Annotated in this window: 1 protein-coding gene; it reads left to right on the top strand. The window is 43.2% G+C overall.

Translation table 11 applies throughout. From position 1 onward, the window contains the following. Positions 1-558: 558 nt before the first annotated feature. On the top strand, positions 559-1,363 hold an 805-nt coding region (locus QT974_RS31150; protein WP_333472242.1), incomplete at its 3' end, for a hypothetical protein.

Below are 1,363 nucleotides of genomic sequence, written 5' to 3'. Positions count from 1 at the left end.
CTACCCTTAAGTCCGAGTATTGGAGTAATGAATAGTCTGATTTTAATTTCTCCCGATCGGGGAGAGGCTTTCAACCAATTCTTTCTGGTAAATTTTTAAGCATTTTAACTTTTGTTTGAGGCGATTTTTATTCAAAGCTTTAGCCAGCAGGGAGAAGAGGAACCTACGGTGCAACTATCGCGAGAGTTGTTTAAGTAAATTTACATAGTGTACTATTTTTTTAATCTCTCATGTACGTAGGTGGAAAATTAGTTTTAATAGAGCTTTAAAAAAAATCCGATCTTTTTCCGGATAACAGTTATTGGTGATGAAACTATTCCTATAAGTGACATATAGCGAGAAAGAAATCCAAACTTTTGAGTTTCTGTTACTCCTAATCCAAGGCTATTTGACTCTTGGTAGGGACAATCTCAGAGTGAATATCCCCGATATCTGCAACGACTGAAAAATATTCAGCGCGGTCGGCACTCTTGATAGTACATGAAAAACTATGGTTTTTCATGTACTGGAATTGCCCTGAATTTTCATCATTAATTACTCATCCTCAAACGACAAGCTATGCCTACTTCCCTCAATGGTTCTTTGGGTCAACCCAATAATTTTACCAGCGTCAACGAATTAATAACAAAATGGCCTACTGCTGCCCAGAATCAAGGCGTAAAGCTGTCTGGTATAGCATTTGACGGCGCGGAAACTGACTATCTTAACCCTACTGCAATCAGTAACCTCACCTTACCAACTAATGAAAACCCTAAAAGCTGGTTGAGCTACGGAAGTAGCCCTGGTATTGGTGTCCCATCCTCTTATGATGGTTGGTTTACTGACCCCAATAAAATTAGGGCGGAAATCAACTACAACCCCAACACCAATCAATCTCAGGCGCTGAAGGTGAAATGGGCAGATAACCAAGACATCACAAGCGCCACGATCGACCTCAGCGCATTGATTCCCACAACGAGCGTTGGAGTGGGCGACCAAGGAAATGAAGTTGGCTTGCTGCAAATCTTTAATAATGGAGTGCCGGTATCGGGTAGCAATTTTACGATTACTCGGCTCAACGCTCCGAGCGCAGCAAAACCGATTACCGCATCTTCAAATGGAGTGACTTTCATTGGCGATCGCACCGATGGCAGTTTCAAATTCAAAATAGATGCACAACCTCTAAGTGGCATTACTTTTGACGAACTGCGGTTCTCAGCCAAACCCTACGATAGCCCCACCGCTGCCTACGCCGCCACCCCCTTCAAAGACGATAGTTCCGACTACCTGGTGCGGAACATTGAATATGTAGGGACTGAAGATCCGATTAGCCTGCAATTTAGTGCACCTACCTTCAGCGTCAACGAAGATGGGACGCCTGTTG

Source organism: Microcoleus sp. BM001215392, from assembly GCF_036700185.1.
Taxonomy (GTDB): domain Bacteria; phylum Cyanobacteriota; class Cyanobacteriia; order Cyanobacteriales; family Microcoleaceae; genus Microcoleus.
Note: the sequence above shows the minus strand (reverse complement) of the source record. Positions and strands in the feature narration are given on the sequence as shown.